The organism is Actinomadura sp. 9N407, from assembly GCF_044326315.1.
In the GTDB taxonomy this organism is placed as follows: Bacteria; Actinomycetota; Actinomycetes; order Streptosporangiales; family Streptosporangiaceae; genus Spirillospora.
On the sequence record NZ_JBIRAW010000024.1, the window covers coordinates 78,499 to 95,147 of the forward strand.

Sequence of the window (16,649 nt, forward strand, 5' to 3'; positions counted from 1 at the left end):
CGTGGCAGAGGACAGGCGCGACAGCGCTCGGCCGCGGGAGAAGCCGCATCTGATCGCGGACGAGTTGCGCACCCTGATCGCGTCGGGCGAGCTCGGCGAGGGGGACTCGCTCGGCCGCGAACCCGAGCTGGTCGAGCGGTTCGGGGTGTCGCGGCCGTCGCTGCGCGAGGCGCTGCGCATCCTGGAGGCGGACGGCCTGATCTCCGTGCTGCGCGGAGTGCGCGGCGGTGTCATCGCGCACCGGCCCGACCAGCGGATGACGGCGCGCACCGGTTCGCTGGTGCTGCGCGCCCGCAACGTGTCGCTCGCCGACGCCTTCGAGGCCCGGTCGCTGCTCGAACCGCTCGCCGCGCGAGCCATCGCCGCCCGGCGGCACCGCCGCACCGCCATCGCCGAGTTGCGCGCGCCGATCGGCGTGCAGGAGGAGGCGATCGAGGAGCCGGAGCGCTTCGTCATCGCCAACGCCCGCTTCCACGAGCGGCTCGTGTCCCTGGGCGGCAACCGGACGCCGGCGATCGTCATCGAGATGCTCGACGAGATCGTCGTCCGGTCGGTCATGTCGGTCAGCGACATCGACGACGTGGCCGGATCGCCGGCGACGCGGCGGCGCGGCCTGCGCTCCCAGCTCCGGCTGCTGGAGCTGCTGGAGGCGGGGGACCCCGCCGCCGAGCAGCACTGGCGGGATCACATGGCCGGCGTCGGCCGGATGCTGCTCGGCCAGGAGGCGTCGCGGGTGGTCGATCTGCTCGTCCGGGACGGCTGACCGGCGCCCCGGCCACGGCCGCCGGGTCCGTCGCCCGGTGTCAGAAGACCTTTCCGACGTCGTGGGCGACGAGCTCGTCGGTCGCTCGTTCGGCGATGGCGGCGATGGTCATGGAGGGGTTGCAGGCCGCCGTGGTGCCCGGCATCAGCGCGCCGTCCAGGACGTAGAGGCCGCGGTGCCCGAGGACGCGGCCGGCGAGATCGCAGACGATCCCCATCGAGGCTCCGCCGAGGGGGTGCCAGGTGGAGGGGACCACGGCGTTGGTGTCCAGCAGGAGGGAGGACGAGCCGGTGATCTTGCTGGCGCGTTCCTGGAGCCGCCGGTACAGCGTGGCGTCGCCGTTCTTGGGCCAGCGCAGCCGGACGTCGTCCTTGCGGGAGTCGTAGACGAAGTGGCCGCGTCCTTCGCTGACGCCGTAGCCGACGAGCATGGTGGAGCGGACGTTGGGCAGGGGCGGGAGGGACGCCTGGATGACGGTGTTGGCGGTGGCGGGGTCGTCCCATTCCTTGCTGCCGTAGACGACGGGGCCGCCCTGCGGGGCGCCGAAGTCGTCGGCGAAGTTGGTCCAGGTGTAGATGCGGTCGCCGTTGGTACCCCAGTTGGTGCCCAGGCCGTCCGGCATGTCGGGGATCTGGTCCTTGGCTTCGGCGCGCATCAGCAGCCGGGTGGTGTTGGCGGTTCCGGCCGCCATGACCAGTGCCCGGGTAGTGATGATCTTCTTTTCCAGTACGGTTCCGTCGGTACCGATGCGGTCGACGTGGATCTGCCAGCGGCCGCCGGCGGTCATGGCCACGTCGGTGACGTTGTGTTGGGTGGCGACGGTCACCAGGCCGGTGGCCTGGGCTGCGGCGATGTAGGTGACGTCGACCGAGTGCTTGCCGCCGTTGTTGACGCCCAGGGCGCAGTCGCCGTTGGTGTACGAGGGCTTCATCTCGCCGTCGAGCTCGCGCTGCGCGTAGGACCAGTCGATCGGCATCGGGATCTTGGAGACCTGGTAGCCGGCGCGTTCGGTGTTGCGGGCGAAGATGCGCGAGGGCAGGTAGGGCTTGCTGGCGATGAGGTCGTCCGGCGCGGTCTGGAGTTTGAGCATGCGCGCCACTCGCGGGTAGTGCACGCGGTTCATCCGGGTGTAGTCGAGCCGTTGGGGCATGGTGGCGTCGAACAGCTCCCGGGTGGGCTGGAGGGTCATGCCCTGGTACACCAGCGAGCCGCCGCCGACGCCCGCGGCGCACATGATGTTCATCCCGTCGCCCTTCACCAGCTCCAGGAGACCGGTGTACGGGTCGTGGACCGGCATCGGGATCCCGAAGAGTTCCGGGTCCAGCCCCATCCACATCACCCGCTTGTCGGGGCTGGTGGCGTGCGGGAACGTTTCGGCGTTCGGTCCGGTGCGCCACCAGAGTCCGCGCTCCAGGACCAGCGACGGCACCCCGGCCTGCGCGAATCGCAGGGCCGCCACGCCGCCGCCGAATCCCGAGCCGACGATCACCAGGCGATGCTCCTCGCGGGTCACCGGCACCCGCTTGCGCGTGCTCGCCCGGGCGCCGGGCTCCCCGAGCAGGGTGAGCCCCGCGGTCGCCGTGGCACCGGCGAGCAGGGAACGACGGCTGATCTCGGACATGGCGATCCAATCGCTCGGGAGGCGGTCGCGGTGGGAAGGCGGTGGCGGTAGGCCGGGCGCGGCGCTTCGCACCGCTGCCGGGCACGTGGCACCGGGGCGGGGTAAGGGGTTGGTTACTGCCGAGTAGTGCACGAGGCTAGCGCCCGCTGCGCCGCCTGTCTAGCCGTTCGGCTAGCTACTCGGTAGCCGAACGGCTATCAAGAATCGCCGACCCTGATGACCGGTCCACATGGCCGCGACCTTGTCGCCGACCGGGCGATCGCAGCGCGGTGTCATCTTGTGCCCACGCTCCGCACCGGATCGCGGGATAGTCCATAGCAAACGTTCACTCACTAAATCCGGACTGGATGCGTCCAGTCCCGGTACGGCGGCGGGGTGGACAGGGCCGCATCCGGCGGGCGAGAATTGGATTCTGAGTCAATAGAAACGTGATTCTCCCGTTGTGAGGTGTGCCTGATGACCCTCGACTCCACCCCCGATCGGTGCCCGTACACCTCGATGAACTGGGGTTTTGTGGGTCGGCAGGCGCCCGTCGACGCCGTGCCCGAGCTCGCCGCTCCGGTGCCGAGCAGGGGTTCGCCGGCACGGCAGGAGACGGCAGGAACGCGACACGGCAGAGCGTCCTCCGGTGCGACCAGGCCTTCGATGCCGAGTTGTGACATGCGTTGCGCGATGGTACCGGTGCGCCCTAGCGTGCATAGTATGTGCTCACTTATCTTGTGGTCGTCCGGTCGGAAGGGGACGGCCACGCGATAAGTGGGCATGGGCCGAGGAGCCCACCCTCCATCGGGGCCGGCGCCGGAAGGCGCCCCGGCCCACCAGGCCGCCCCGGAGGCACGAAGTGAGCCAGGCTCTTGCGTCCACGTCGTCGTTCCGCGGCTGCGGGCGGTGGCCATGAGCGCCGTGCCGACCGGTGTGGCGGGCCGCGCGGTCGGCGGCCTCGCCACGACGGGCGAGATGTTCGCCGTCGGACTGGAGGCGCTGCGCCGCACATGGGACGTCCGCGACTGGTTCTGGGAGTTCCTGGAGCAGTCCTGGTTCCTGGCCCGGGTCACCACGCTCCCGGCGCTGCTGGTGGCGGTGCCGCTGGGCGCGACGGTGGCGCTCCAGGTCGGCGACCTGGCCGGCCAGCTCGGCGCGCAGTCGGCGACCGGCGGCGCGGTGATCGTGGGCCTGGTGCGCGAGGTGGCGCCGCTGGCCTCGGCGCTGATCATCGCGGGGGCCGGCGGCTCGGCCATGACCTCCGACATGGGTGCCCGCAACATCCGGGACGAGCTGTCGGCGATGGAGGTGATGGCGGTGAACCCGGTGCACCGGCTGGTCACGCCCCGGATGTGGGCGGCGAGCCTGATCTCGACGATGCTGGCGTCCCTGGTCATCCTGTCCGGAGCCGTCGGCGGCTTCGTCTTCAACGTGCTGCTCCAGGGCGTGACGCCGGGGGCCTACTTCGACGGCGCCGTCGACCTGCTGCGGGTCTCGGACCTGTTCGTCACGCTCGGCAAGTGCTGGCTGTTCGGGCTGATCGCGGCGCTGGTGGCCTGCTACATGGGGATGAACTGCGAACGCAGCCCGGCCGGGGTGGGCCGCGCGGTCAACCGGGGCACCGTCATCGCGTTCATGCTGGTCTTCGCGTTCAACTACGTGATCACGACGGTGTACTTCGTCGCCTTCCCGCCGAAGATGATGTGATGCTCACCAACGCGCCGCGCAAGGCGGCCCTGGGAGCGGCCCGCGCCTCGGCCGAGGGCGCGGAGCGGGTGGCCGGGCTGTCGGTGTGGCCCCGGTTCATCGGAGCGGTGCTTTTCTACTCCGTGCGCGACATCCTCTTCCGGTTCAAGTACGCCAAGACGGTGGGCCTGCAGGTCAGCAACATCGTCGTCGGGGTGGGCGCCACGGTCGTCGGCGGCGGCATGATCTTCGTGATCTTCACGATGTCGCTGTTCCTGGGCACCGAGATCGGGCTGCAGGTCTACACCGGGCTGCAGGTGATCGGCGCGGAGTCCTTCATGGGCCTGATGGGGGCGTTCATCAACGTCCGCGAGACCACCCCGGTGATCGCGGCGGTGGCGCTGGCCGCGCAGTGCGGCTCGTCCTTCACCGCCGAGCTGGGCGCGATGCGGATCTCCGAGGAGATCGACGCCCTGGAGGTGATGGGCATCCACTCGTTCGTCTACCTCATCTGCACGCGGGTGGTCGCGGCGCTGATCGCGCTGGTGCCGCTGTACCTGATCGCGCTGTTCGCCAGCTTCTTCGCCACCCGCTTCATCAGCACGCAGTTCTTCGATCTGGCACCGGGTGTGTACGACTACTACTTCCACCTGTACCTGCCGCCGATCGACCTGATCTACAGCGCCATCAAGGTCGGGGTGTTCGCCTTCGCGGTGATCTCGATCCACTGCTACTACGGCTACCACGCCACCGGCGGCCCGGCCGGCGTCGGCCAGGCCGCGGGCCGCGCGATCCGGCTGTCGATCATCGTGATCGTGACCCTCAACCTGCTGCTGTCCTACGTGTTCTGGGGACAGGGCGGAACGGTGAGGCTGGCCGGATGACCGATCGCTGGAACTCGCTGCCCTGGCGCCTGACCGTCTCGCTGACCACGCTGGTGGTGCTGGCGGCGCTGGTGTGGACCTTGATCACCAAACCGTGGGCGCCGGAGGGCACCCGGCTGACCGCCGACTTCGACCACGCGCAGCAGGGGCTGTCCACCACCTCGCCGGTCAAGATCCGCGGGATGCGGGTGGGCCGGGTCGATGCGATGGGCCTGCTGTCCGACGGCCGGGTCCGGCTGACGCTGCGGATCGACGAGGGCGTACGGGTGCCCTCGTCCGCGCGCGCTTCGCTGGAGCCGGAGTCGGTGTTCGGGCCCAAGTTCATCAACCTCGACCCCGGGGCGGGCGAGACCGCCGGCCCGTACCTGGCCGATCGTGCCCACATCACCGCGACCAACGGGTCGGAGGACCTGGACGACATGCTGACCAGCGCGGACCGGACGCTGGCCGCGATCGACCCGCGGGACGTCGCGATCATCGTCGGCACCCTCGCGCAGGGGCTCGGCGGCCAGGGCGAAGAGCTGAACGGCCTCATCGGCGACGCCGAGACGATCGTGGCGATCGGGCATCGGCACCGCGAACGGGCCCGCAGGTTCACCGCGGACCTGGCGCAGCTGGCGCAGGTGCCCGGTGTCGGCGATTCCCTGACGGGTCTGGTCGGGGACACCAACGCCGTCGTGGTCGCCGCAGCGTCCGGGCAGGACCGCCTGCGGCGGCTCGCGGGCGGCACCGGACGGATGACCGGGACGCTCGCGAGCGGACTGGACCACCACGGCGGACGGCTGACCGAGGGAGTCCACTCCGCCGAACGGGTCGCCGCCATGCTGTTCGCACAGCTGGGTGTGGCGGGCCCCGCCGTCCGGCAGAGCATCGGGGCCCTGCCGGTGTACCCGTCGGTGGGCTGGCCGGACGCCCCGCACGGCAAGCAGATGCTGGCCGCCACCATCCAGCTGCCCGGCGGCGTCTGCGAACTGCTGATCGGCCTGTGCGCCGGCGGGGCGGCCGGGCCGGCGTTCCCGGCCCCGGTCACGGGAGGGCCGTGAGATGGCGTCCCGTCCCGACAACGCCTGGCCGGTGCTGGTACGGCTGCTTGCGTTCCTGACCGCCACGATCACCCTGACCGGCTTCATCGCCATGCAGATCGCCCGGATCGACACCTCCGACTCCTACCGGGTCGTCGCCGCCTTCGACGACGTCAGCGGGCTGATGGAGGGGGACCGCGTGAAGATCGGGGGCGCCCCGGTGGGGCAGGTCGACGGCATCGAGGTCCGGAAGGGCCGCGCGGAGGTGACGCTGTCGGTCCGGGACCGGCACCGGCTGCCGTCCGACAGCGAGGCCGCGATCCGCTGGCGCAACCCCATCGGGCAGCGCATGGTCTACCTCCTCCCCGGCACCGCGCCGGGGATGCTGAAGGACGGCGACCGGATCACCCGTACCCGGTCGGTGGCCGACCTCGGCGAGCTCATCAACCAGCTCGCCCCGCTGACCCGCACCCTCGACCCCGAGCAGATCAACCAGCTGATGGGGTCCGTCTACCAGGCGCTGGAGGGCAACGAGGGGAACGTCGGGCAGCTGGTCGCCAACATCGACCGGCTGTCGTCCACCATCGCGGCCCGCCGGCACACACTCCAGCAGGCCCTGCGCGACTTCGCCGCCGTCAGCGAGGTCCTCGGCCGGCGCGACGAGCAGATCGCGCAGATGACCGACAACCTGGTCACCCTCTCCGACGCGTTCGTCGACAACCGCGGGCTGATCGACCAGGCCCTGGTGCAGCTGGCGGCGATGGTCCGCAGCACCGACAAGGTCCTCGCCGGCAACGCGCGGGAGCTGGAAGAGGTCGTCCAGCGGCTCTCGGCGGTGATGGGCGGCACCAGCCGCAACCTGACCATGCTGGGCCCGGTGCTGAAGGGCACGGGGCCGAAGATGTCGCGGCTGTTCGACCTGGTCAACGAGGGCCAGTACTTCGTCGGAGCGGCGCCCTGCCTGACGCTGGCGACCGGTCCCTGCCCGTACCGGACCCGGGTGGCGAGGTTCCCGTCGAACGAGCGCGAGCCGGGATCGGCCGAGGACATCCTGCCCGGCCTGCCGCAGGGAGGGAACTGATGGCGATCAGGTCGTTCCGCGACTTCAATCCGCTCTTCGTCGGGGCCGCGTCGATCACCGTCCTGGCCGTGGGGATCACCACGTCCTTCCTCACCGGAACGCTCGGCCTGCTGACCGACCGCTACACCATGACCGGGATCTTCGTCGGTACCGGCGGGCTGCGCTCGGGCAACGACGTGCAGGTCGCCGGCGTACGGGTCGGGAAGGTCAGCGCGGTGGAGCCGGACTTCCGGCGCGGCAACGTGAGGATCACCTGGAAGGTGGACCGGAAGGTCGACCTCGGCCCCGGCACCCGCGCCGAGGTCCGGATGTCCAACGTCCTCGGCGGCCACTTCCTGCGGCTGAGCGGCCCCGTCGGAGAGCCGTACATGAGCCGGGTGCCCGAGCGCCGCCGGACCATCCCGCTGGAACGCACCGCCATCCCCACCACCGTCAACGACGTGCTCAACTCCGGGAGCACCATGGTGTCGCGGATCGACGCCAAGGCCATCTCCAAGGTGCTCGACCAGGTGCGGGGCATCTCCCGGCAGGGCCGCGGCCGGCTCGGCGGCGCGCTGGAGAACCTGACCACGCTGGCCGACACGATCAACGACAGCGACCCGCAGATCCAGGCGCTGCTGACCAACGGGGACAAGCTCGTGCGGCTGGTCAACGCCAAGGACCGGCAGCTGTCCCAGCTGGCCCGCAACGCCACCGTCCTGCTCGACCAGCTCCGGCAGCGGCAGGCCGAGCTCAGCGTGCTGCTGGGCAGCGGCGACGGCACCGTGCGCGCCCTGTCCCGGCTCATCTCCACCAAGCAGAGCGAGCTCGTCGCCATCATCAACGACCTGGGCGGCACCATGCGGACCCTCGAACCGCAGATCGACGAGATCAACGAGACCCTCGCCTGGATGGGCCCGGTGACCAACGACTTCGCGTCCGCCGGCGCCGGCGGGCCCTTCATGAACGCGGTCTTCAGCCAGATCGGCCCGCTGGCGGCCCGGGACGTTCAGGAACTGGCCCGCCTCCTCAAGCAGGGACGGACCGCTCCATGATCCGCTTGCCGCTCGTCCTCGCCACGGTCCTGCTGACCGCGTCCGCCGGCGGCTGCGCCGTCCTGCCCGGCGACGGCACCTACCCGATGACGGTCTACTTCGCCAAGACGCCCGCTCTGTACGAGAAGTCCCGGGTCAAGGTGATGGGGGCGGACGTCGGCGGCATCGAGCGCATCCGGGTGGAGGAACGCCGCGTCCGGGTGGACCTGCGGATCAGGGAGGACGTGCCGATCGCCCGGGACGCGCGGGCGACGATCGTCGCGGCCAGCACCATCGGCGAGCGCAGCGTCGTGCTGCACCCCGCCTGGCGCCAGGGCTTGCCGCGCGCCCCGTCCGGGATGGTCGTCCCGCAGGAGCGCACCGATCTTCCGGTGGAGATCGACGAGGCGCTGACCGCGTTCGCGAACCTGGCCGAGTCCATCGACCCGGCGGCGCTCCAGGAGGCGCTCGCGGGCGGGGCGCGCGCGGTCGACGGGCGCGGCGACGACGTCAACCGGGCGCTGCAGTCCACCGGCACGCTGGCCGGCAACCTCGCCGCGCAGGACCAGAAGCTCGCCGGCCTGGCCCGCGATCTCAACCGGCTGGCCACCTCGGTCAACCGGCGTGACGAGAAGCTCACCGCCCTGATCGGCAACCTGTCGGTGGCCGGACGGGCGCTGTCGGACGAGCGCGGCCGGCTGAAGACGTTCCTCGGCACCCTGGAGGCGCTGATCCGGCAGGGCGGCACGCTGGTCTCGGTCTACCGGGAGAAACTGCCGGCGACCCTGACCGAGGCGTCCGAGCTGGTCATGACGCTCAAGGCCAACAGCGCCTCGCTCGCCCAGGGCATCGGCCGGCTGGCCGACTCGATCGACGAGGTGTGGAGCGCCTGGGACCGGAAGACCGGCAGCATCACCGTCCGCATCTCGCTCGACAACACGATCCGCACCTGGCTGGAGCCCATCTTCGACGCCATGGGCTGGGGCTCGGTGCCCTGCCTGGACCGGAAGGCGAACGACGGCTGCCAGCGGACCCTCGAACGGGGGAGGCCATGAAGGCCATGCTGAGGAGGACGATCGCCGCGGCCGTCCTGGCCGCCGCCTGCACCGGCTGCTCGGTCCAGACGATCGGTGCCCCCAAGGGCGACCACACCCTGTACGCGGTCTTCGACGACGTGCAGAACCTGGTCGCTGGGCACAGCGTGCAGCTTTCCGACGTGCGCATCGGCAGCGTCGTCGGCGTGCGGTTGCAGGGCTACCGGGTCCGGGTCGCCCTGTCCATCGCCGACGGCCGCCGGGTCCCGGCCGGGACCACGGCCGCGATCGCCAAGACCTCGCTGCTGGGCGAGAACTACGTCCGGCTGACGGCGCCCAAGGGCGCCTCGCTCAGCGCCGGCCCGTTCCTGGCCCAGAACGCGACGATCACCCGCACCTCCCTGCGGCCGGACCTGGAGTCGGTCACCGAGAAGATCGGCCCGATCCTGGCCGCCGCGGGCGGCCAGGACATCAACGCGATCGTCACCTCGCTGGCCACCGCCAGCGGCGGCGGGCGCAGCCGGCTCAACCAGATCATCAAGCAGGCCACCGAGCTGTCGGGCAGCTACGCCGCGGCCGCCGACGATCTGGTCAGGGTCGTGGACGGCATGGCGCGCCTGGGCCGTTCCCTGGAACGCGGCTCCAGCGACCTGGAACGGCTGCCGGACACGGTCTCCCAGGCCACCGAGCGCGTCCGCAAGGACCGTTCCGAACTGAAGTCCGCGGTCCGGGAACTGACGCGCCTCGGCACGTCCTTCAACAAGACCGTTCAGGAACGGCACGCGCCCCGGCTGCGAGCCCTGCTGCAGCGCCTCGACCAGATCCTCACCGCCATGACGCGCGGCAAGGACCAGCTCAAGGCGCTCACCACCGCGCTCGACAAGAACTTCATCAACCACCCGTCGCTCAGCTACGACGGTCAGGGCATCGCCCACGTCTGGTTGCTCGGGATGCTTCCCGGCCCCGGCGAGCAGCGTCCGGCCCGCTCCGACCCCATCCGCGACCTGACCCGCCTGCTGGCCCCCGGGCCGAGGTGAGAGGGCCACCATGAACACACGCGTCCTCACCAACCTCGCCTTCTTCGCCGCGCTCGGGATGACCCTGGTGATCTGGGCGCTGACCAGCCTCGTCAGCATCGACACCCTGCGCCGCCCGGTCACCGTGACCGCCGACTTCAGCTCCTCGCCCGGCCTGCGCCGCGACCTGGAGGTCGCCTACCTGGGGGTACGGGTCGGCAGCGTCGGGGACATCCGGCTGCGTCCCGGCCGCGTCGCCGTTCAGCTCAAGCTCGACAAGGGCACCACCGTGCCCGCCGACGCCCGCGCCGCCGTCCTGCGCAAGTCCGCCATCGGCGAACCGTACGTCGAGCTGTCCCCGCCCACCGGCCTCGGCGGACGGCCGCTTCGCGCCGGCGACCACATCCCGCTGTCCCGCACCTCGGTGACCGTCGAGTACAAGCGCGTCTTCGACAGCGCCGGGCCACTGGTCCGCGCGATCTCCCCGAAGGACACCGGGACGCTGACCCGCGAACTGGGCAACGGGCTGGAGGGACGCGGCACCACCCTGCGCGACCTCATCGGCGACGCCCACCAGCTCACCGGCACCCTCGCCGCCGACGCCACCACCCTGGACAGCCTCGCCGTCCAGCTCACCCGGCTCACCGGGACGCTCGCCGCCTCCGGCCCGCAACTCGGCTCCGGTGTCAACGACCTCGCCGCCTTCACCGCCGCACTCCGGGACTCCAGGAAGGACATCGACGGCATCCTGAACCACGGCCCGGGACTGGTCGACCAGGTGAACGGGCTGCTCGACGACTCGCGCCTCGGAATGCGCTGCACCCTGTACGCCCTGGGCGCCCCGGCACCGCCGGTGTTCACCCCGGCCACGACCGCCAAGCTCAGGCACGCGCTGGAAGTCCTCGGCGCGGGGAACTCGGGGCTCGTGCCGTTCGCCGACTCGATCACGAGGAAGACGCCCCAGGGGAACTTCATCCGCATCAAGCCCGTGATCAGCCTGCCCGGAGCCGCGCCGGCCGCCCAGAAGTACCCGCAGCCCACACCCGCCCCGGTTCTGCCCCCGCTCTTCGAATGCGCGAGTGACGGCCGGCCGGCCCGGAACCTGCCGGCCGCCACGGCGTCCCCCGGCACCCAGGGCACGAAGCCCGGCGCGGCGCACGGCCCGTTCGTCACGGCGGACCCGCGCGGCGCCGAGGCCCGGCCCGCGGCCTCGGTGTGGTCGCGGTGGCCGCCGATGGTCCTCGTGTCCGCCGCCGCGCTCGTCCTCGCCTACGCCGTCTACCGGCTGGGCGCCACCGTCCGCCGCAACCGGCGGATCAGCTGAACGGAGGCCGCCATGACAGCCCAGACCGACGGGACCAGGGCCGAGAAGGCCGAACCCGAGGAGCCCGGGGAGCTTGAGGCAGAGCAGGACGAGCCCGAGCCCGAGCCGGAGCGGGAGCCCGAGCCCGAGCCCGAGCCCGAGCCCGAGCCCGAGCCCGAGGCGAAGCCGAAGGCCAGACCGAAGCCGAAGGTGCCCGTCGCCCTCACCGGACGGCGGGACAGGATGGCCACGGCCCTGGTGCTGCTCGTGCTCGCGGCGGTCACCGCCACGGCGGTGCTGCAGTGGCGCGAGGCAGACCGGCTCACCGAGGACGCCGCGACCGAGCAGCAGGTCCGGGGCCGCGCCGCCGAGTTCGGACGGGCGCTGCTCGCCTACGAGCACACCGACCTGAACAGCTCACGCGCCCGGATCCAGCGCCTCGCGTCCACCGACTTCGGCAAGAGCTACGAGGCCGCCTTCACCGGGCTCGCCGACGTGATCGGCAAGTACAAGGCCGACGCCACCGCGACCGTCCGCGACACCTACGTCAACGAGATCGACGGCGACCGCGCCAAGGCCCTGGTCGTCCTGGACTCGGAGGTGCGCAGCACGGCGGGCACGCGCCGGGTGCTGGGCACCAAGCTGCTGCTGGAGCTGATCCGGGAGAAGGGGCAGTGGCGGGTGAGCGCCATGACCTCCCTGGAAGCCGACGACGAGACCCAGACCAAACCCGACGGCACCCCCGCATCGCCCCGCCCCTCCGACGGCGGTTCCGGCGCACCGGCCCCGTCCCCTGGCCCCACCCCCTGAGCGGGACCGGCAGGGAGAACGGGGGAGCGGGGTGTCCGTGGTGTCAGACCCGGTAGAGCCCGGCGGCCGTCTCGCCGAGGACCTTGCGGCGGGTCTCCGGCCGCAGCGCCGACATCCGTTCCTCCACCGCCGACAGCGGGTCGGGGTAGAGGCACGTGGGATGCGGGAAGTCGGTCTCGAACATGACGTTGTCCTCGCCGACCTTGTCGATCAGGCCCTGCAGGTCGCCGCCGTTCTCCTCGAACCAGAACGTGGCGTACCAGTGGTCCTTGAAGTACTCCGACGGCTTGCGGGACAGCTCGGCGGCCTGCCGGGGGGCGTTCTCCAGGATCTCGTAGTCCGCGGTCTCCATCATGAACGGGATCCAGCCCATGCCGCTCTCGACCGAGACCATCTTCAGGTTCGGGTGCCGGTCGAAGATGCCGGCGTAGATGCTGTTGACCACGACCCGGGCGTTGTTGAGGAACAGCATCCCCCCGCCGACCGCGGGCTTGAGATTCTGGTGCAGGGACGGCCAGAAGTACTTCCCGTAGAAGTTCAGCGAGGTCAGGCTGGCCCCGATGTGGAAGTGCACCGGGAGTTGGAGGTCGGCGCACACCTCCCAGAACGCGTCCCAGTCGCGGTGCGCCAGGTCGGGCGCGCCGGTGTCCTGCGGGTCCGAGGTCATGTTCACGCCGCGGAAGCCGGCCGCCGCCGCGCGCTCGGCCTCCCGGACGCACTCCTGGACGCTCCATGCCGGCATCACCGCCATGGGCAGCAGCCGGTGCTTGGACCAGTCCTGCAGCTCGGCCAGGTAGTCGTTGAAGATCTCGACGGTCATCCGGCGCAGCACCGGGTCCTGGACGTTGCTGGAGATGCCCTGACCGCCGATGCCCAGAGCGTTCGGGTAGAGCACCTGCGCGTAGAAGCCGGTCTGGTCCATGTACTCCAGCCGCGCCTCATGGTCCCAGGCCGCCTGGTGCACCCAGTCGATGCCGTTGTGCTTGCTCTCCTCGAACGGGAACTTCTCCCCGGACCGGCTGACCACGCCCCCGCCCCGGGCCGGGCCGATCTTGGCGCCGTTCTCCACGACCCACCAGGCCTCGCCGCCGATGTCCACCACCCGGGGGAGGCGCTCCTCGTACCCCTTGGGCGCGCGCGTCGCGAAGAGGTCGTGACGTTCGGTGAGATGGGTATCCGCGTCGATGACCCGCACCTCGTCGGCCAGCTTCACCATCTGCCCTCATTTCCCCGCGTCCCGCGACCGTCGGCGGTCCCGGACGAGGTACCTGTTGCAGGTCCTTGCTCACACGTCACTCCCATTAAAAAGCAAGCATTCACTCTGTCAACCCCACAAGTGCCCGCCCACGTCGGTCGACTCGTGGCGTGTCGCCTCTGGCCTCGCCCGTCGAGGCGAACACGCCACGAGTCAACGAGGTGAGTCCGGGGTGGATTGCGGAGTGAGTGATTACTGTTTAAGGTCCGGGTGGGTGGTCGTGGCCCTCGCCGTCGCCTGTGGAGCCTCGAGGAGGAACACCGTGGACAGGGAAGCCCTGGAACGCGGACTCGCGCGCCGCTTGCTGGACCACATCGAGAACCGCACGACCGACCTGGCCGATGCCGTGATGGAGCTGCCGACCGACGTCTACTCGGGGGCCCACCACGAGCGGGAGGTCGAGGTGCTGTTCCGCGACCAGCCCCTGGTCCTGTGCCTGTCGGGCGCGCTGCCCGGGCCCGGGACCTTCCGCACCGTCGACCTGTGCGGGACGCCGATCCTGCTGACCAGGGACGCGGGCGGACGAGTGCGCTCGTTCGCCAACGCCTGCCGCCACCGGGGCGTGCGCGTCGCCGACGGGGCGGGCGAGGCCGGGAAGTTCACCTGCCCCTTCCACGCCTGGACCTATGACCTCGGCGGCGACCTGGTCCGCGTGCCCGTACCGGACGCCTTCGAGGGGATGCGCGTCGAACGGAAGGGACTGGTGGAACTGCCGGTCGCCGAGGGGTACGGGCTGATCGTCGGCCGCCTGCGTCCCGGTCCCGCCGTGGACGTCGACGCCTACCTCGGGCCCGCGCTGGCGGACGAGCTGGCCATGCTGGAGTTCGCCGGCTGGAGACCGCACGGCGAGCCGCACGTTCATCCCGTCGCGGCCAACTGGAAGGTCACGCTCGACACCTTCCGGGAGAATTACCACTTCAACTACCTGCACCGGCGGACGCTCGCGACCTACGCCTACGGCGGGGTGCTGACGTTCGACCCCTTCGGGCCGCACCTGCGCAACTGCTCGGCGCTGCGCTCCATCGACCGGCTGCGCGAGCGTCCCGAAGAGGAGTGGAGGGACGTGGCGCAGCACTTCAGCTACCAGTACGCGCTGTTCCCCAACACCAGCCTCACCCTCGACAGCCGGCACGCCGAGCTGTGGCAGATCCTCCCGATCGACGCGACCTCCTCCGAGGTCGTCCACACCTCCTACTTCAGGCCCGGCCTGAGCGCGGAGGAACTGGCGAAGGCCGAGGAGATGGCCCCGTGGATCTGCGAGACCGTGGTCGACGGCGAGGACTTCTGGGTCGCGGCACGGACCGAGCCCGGCGTCCGGACCGGCCTGCTCGACACGGTCGTCTTCGGGCGCAACGAGCCGGCGCCCCAGCATCTGCACCGCGGGTTCGCCGCCGCTCTCGAAGCGGCGGAGCGTCGCGGCTCCGCCGGGTGAAGCGGCTCGGCCACCCTCGCTAAATAAGTGAGTGTTTGCTACTTTAGCGTCCGGTGACGAATCCGATGGACGACGGGTCGGAGGATCGATGGATCTGCTGCTGCGCCGGGCCTGGCTGATCGACGGCACCGGCGGCCCGGGCCGCGCCGCGGACGTCGCGGTGACCGGGGACCGCATCACCGCGGTCGGCGTTCCCGGCGAGCTCGTCCCGGACCGCCCCACCCGCGTGGTGGACCTGGACGGACTGGCGCTCGCGCCCGGGTTCATCGACATCCACACGCACTACGACGCCCAGATCTTCTGGGACGGCGACCTGACCCCCTCGTCCTGGCACGGGGTGACCAGCGTGATCATGGGGAACTGCGGCTTCGGGGTCGCCCCCACCCGGCCGGAGCACCGCGAGACGATCGTCCGCACCCTGGAGAACGTCGAGGGCATGTCGATGGAGGCGCTCGACGCCGGGATCGACTGGTGCTTCGAGACGTTCCCGCAGTACCTGTCCGCGATCGAGGCGCGCCGCAAGCGGCTCAACGTCGGCGCCTTCATCGGGCACACGCCGCTGCGCCTGTTCGTCCTGGACGGGGAGGAGCGGGCCGCGACCCCGGCCGAGGTCGGGCACATGGGCGCGCTGCTGCGCGAGGCGATCGGCGCTGGGGCGATCGGGTTCTCCACCTCCCGGCAGCCGGCGCACCAAGGCGCGTTCGGCCGTCCCGTGCCGAGCCGGTTCGCCGAGGTGGACGAGGTCGACGCGATGGCGGCGGTGCTCGGCGAGGCCGGCCGGGGGATCCTGCAGGTCTCCATCGGGCCGGGCCTGTTCGTCGACCAGTTCTCCGAGCTGGCGGTACGCCACCGGATCCCGGTCACCTGGACGGCGCTGGTGACGCGCTCGGCCAAGCCGGGCGCCGCGCTGCGCACGGTCGAGCGCGGCGCCGGGCTGCCCGGCGAGGTGTACCCGCAGATCGCGTGCCGTCCGATCGTGATGCAGATCAGCATGTCCGACCCCGCCCCGCTCGGCGCGATCGACGAGTGGAAGGACGTGCTCGCGCGTCCCCGCGAGGAGCGGGCCGCCCTCTACCGGGACGCCGCCTGGCGCGACCGCGCCCGGCCGGCCACCCTGGAGGCCTGGAGCCACCGCTGGGCGCAGGTGGCGGTCGAGGAGACCGGCGTGCACCAGGACGTGGTGAACGTCCCGCTGGACCGGCTGGCCGAGGACCGGGGGAGCACCCCGTTCGACGTGATGCTGGACCTGGCCCTCGCCGACGGCATGGCCACCCGTTTCCGGGTCGTCCTGGAGAACGACGGGGACGAGGAGATCGGTGAGCTGCTCGCCGACGAGCGGACGCTGCTGGGGCTCTCCGACGCCGGCGCCCATGCCAGCCAGCTGTGCGACGCCTGCTACTCCACCCATCTGCTCGGGTACTGGGTCCGCGAGCGCAAGGCCATCAGCCTGGAGAGCGCGGTCTGGCGGCTCAGCGGCCACCCCGCCCGGGCGTTCCGGATTCCCGAGCGGGGCCTGGTGCGGGAGGGGTACTTCGCCGACCTGGTGGCCTTCGACCCGGACACGATCGGGACGGCACCGATCGAACGCGTCCACGACCAGCCCGGCGGCGCCGACCGGCTGATCGTGCGCAGCAGGGGTGTCGAGCACATGTGGGTCAACGGCGTGGCGACCCGTACCGCGGGCGAGGACCTGGCCGGCGCCGCCGCGGGCCGTCTCCTGCGCGGTTAGCCCGGGACTGCGGGCCTT

Annotated in this window: 14 protein-coding genes; 12 read left to right on the plus strand and 2 right to left on the minus strand. The window is 71.2% G+C overall.

All coding sequences use genetic code 11. The features are described 5' to 3' along the window. Position 1 precedes the first annotated feature (1 nt). Positions 2–763 carry a FadR/GntR family transcriptional regulator gene (locus tag ACH34Q_RS31400; RefSeq protein WP_395986722.1) on the plus strand — a complete coding sequence of 254 codons (762 nt, stop codon included), beginning with the start codon at positions 2–4 and terminating at the stop codon, positions 761–763. 40 nt (positions 764–803) lie between these two features. Here ACH34Q_RS31400 and ACH34Q_RS31405 read toward each other — a convergent pair whose 3' ends face one another. Then, entirely contained in the window at positions 804–2,384 is a 1,581-nt protein-coding gene (locus ACH34Q_RS31405) for a GMC oxidoreductase (RefSeq protein ID WP_395986723.1), read from the minus strand. An 894-nt stretch (positions 2,385–3,278) separates the two neighbouring features. On the opposite strand from ACH34Q_RS31405, the gene ACH34Q_RS31410 reads away from it, so the two are divergent. Genes ACH34Q_RS31410 through ACH34Q_RS31450 form a run of 9 tightly spaced genes read left to right on the plus strand, consistent with a single transcriptional unit; the run spans position 3,279 to position 12,215 of the window. After that, positions 3,279–4,073, plus strand: coding sequence for an MlaE family ABC transporter permease (locus tag ACH34Q_RS31410; RefSeq protein ID WP_395986724.1), 795 nt, complete (start codon positions 3,279–3,281; stop codon positions 4,071–4,073). Next, positions 4,073–4,936, plus strand: coding sequence for an ABC transporter permease (locus ACH34Q_RS31415; protein ID WP_395986725.1), 864 nt, complete (start codon positions 4,073–4,075; stop codon positions 4,934–4,936). Before ACH34Q_RS31410 ends, ACH34Q_RS31415 begins: the two co-directional genes overlap by 1 nt. Further along, positions 4,933–5,979 (plus strand): MlaD family protein, encoded by a 1,047-nt coding sequence (locus ACH34Q_RS31420; RefSeq protein WP_395986726.1) that lies wholly within the window; start codon positions 4,933–4,935, stop codon positions 5,977–5,979. Before ACH34Q_RS31415 ends, ACH34Q_RS31420 begins: the two co-directional genes overlap by 4 nt. Position 5,980: 1 nt before the next feature. After that, a complete protein-coding gene (locus ACH34Q_RS31425) occupies positions 5,981–7,039 on the plus strand; it encodes an MCE family protein (protein WP_395986727.1) in 1,059 nt (352 codons plus the stop codon). Further along, positions 7,039–8,073, plus strand: coding sequence for an MCE family protein (locus ACH34Q_RS31430; RefSeq protein ID WP_395986728.1), 1,035 nt, complete (start codon positions 7,039–7,041; stop codon positions 8,071–8,073). Before ACH34Q_RS31425 ends, ACH34Q_RS31430 begins: the two co-directional genes overlap by 1 nt. After that, a complete protein-coding gene (locus ACH34Q_RS31435; protein WP_395986729.1) occupies positions 8,070–9,107 on the plus strand; it encodes an MCE family protein in 1,038 nt (345 codons plus the stop codon). Before ACH34Q_RS31430 ends, ACH34Q_RS31435 begins: the two co-directional genes overlap by 4 nt. Beyond that, positions 9,104–10,123 carry an MCE family protein gene (locus ACH34Q_RS31440; RefSeq protein WP_395986730.1) on the plus strand — a complete coding sequence of 340 codons (1,020 nt, stop codon included), beginning with the start codon at positions 9,104–9,106 and terminating at the stop codon, positions 10,121–10,123. The genes ACH34Q_RS31435 and ACH34Q_RS31440 overlap by 4 nt, the downstream gene beginning before the upstream one ends. A gap of 10 nt (positions 10,124–10,133) precedes the next feature. Then, positions 10,134–11,426, plus strand: a complete 1,293-nt coding sequence (locus ACH34Q_RS31445; protein WP_395986731.1) for an MCE family protein — start codon at positions 10,134–10,136, stop codon at positions 11,424–11,426. Between the two features lie 12 nt (positions 11,427–11,438). Further along, positions 11,439–12,215: a hypothetical protein gene (locus tag ACH34Q_RS31450; protein ID WP_395986732.1), complete on the plus strand. Its 777-nt coding sequence runs from the start codon at positions 11,439–11,441 to the stop codon at positions 12,213–12,215. Between the two features lie 43 nt (positions 12,216–12,258). Here the strand turns inward: ACH34Q_RS31450 and ACH34Q_RS31455 are convergent, their stop codons facing one another. Further along, complete coding sequence (locus tag ACH34Q_RS31455) at positions 12,259–13,431, minus strand: amidohydrolase family protein (protein WP_395986733.1); 1,173 nt, start codon at positions 13,429–13,431, stop codon at positions 12,259–12,261. Between the two features lie 301 nt (positions 13,432–13,732). Between ACH34Q_RS31455 and ACH34Q_RS31460 the strand changes: the two genes are divergently transcribed. Together ACH34Q_RS31460 and ACH34Q_RS31465 are read left to right on the plus strand one after the other, a co-directional pair. Next, entirely contained in the window at positions 13,733–14,902 is a 1,170-nt protein-coding gene (locus ACH34Q_RS31460) for an aromatic ring-hydroxylating dioxygenase subunit alpha (RefSeq protein WP_395986734.1), read from the plus strand. Positions 14,903–14,990: 88 nt separating this feature from the next. Continuing rightward, positions 14,991–16,631 (plus strand): amidohydrolase family protein, encoded by a 1,641-nt coding sequence (locus ACH34Q_RS31465; RefSeq protein ID WP_395986735.1) that lies wholly within the window; start codon positions 14,991–14,993, stop codon positions 16,629–16,631. Positions 16,632–16,649 lie beyond the last annotated feature (18 nt).